The sequence below is a fragment of the Bradyrhizobium cajani genome, from assembly GCF_009759665.1.
In the GTDB taxonomy this organism is placed as follows: domain Bacteria; phylum Pseudomonadota; class Alphaproteobacteria; order Rhizobiales; family Xanthobacteraceae; genus Bradyrhizobium; species Bradyrhizobium cajani.
Genome location: NZ_WQNE01000108.1, coordinates 1 through 398, shown reverse-complemented (window position 1 = coordinate 398; position 398 = coordinate 1). Strand labels below are relative to the sequence as shown.

The following is a 398-nucleotide window of genomic DNA, read 5'->3' as shown; positions in this document are numbered from 1 at the left end:
ATACTAACTAAAATTAAGAAGATGTTTGGAATGGCTAAGTAGTGAAGGGGGATAAATTCATGTTAGATTTATTTAAGATGTTTTCTAATGAATCTAAAACTAGTAAGAATGTAGCAAAAGAAAGGCTTAAACTAGTTTTAGTGCATGATAGAATAGACTGTTCTCCACAGCTTCTAGACCTTATTAAGTCAGATATACTTAAAGTTATTGCAAATTATGCTGAGATAGAAGAAGACGGATTAGAAATAAAAATGGCTAAATCTAGAAGTGATGAAGAAGATGGTCCTATATCAGCATTAGTTGCTAACATACCATTAAAGAATATAAAAGAAAGAAGTAGATAGAAAAATGGGGGGAGCGTATTAGCAAACCCCTTTTTGCATTAACATAAATGATAC

The 398-nt window shown here is 30.9% G+C and carries 1 protein-coding gene; it reads left to right on the top strand.

Annotated features, from left to right (window positions below):
- Positions 1-59: 59 nt before the first annotated feature.
- Entirely contained in the window at positions 60-344 is a 285-nt protein-coding gene (gene minE, locus GPL20_RS38590; RefSeq protein WP_021428631.1) for a cell division topological specificity factor MinE, read from the top strand.
- Positions 345-398: the final 54 nt, after the last annotated feature.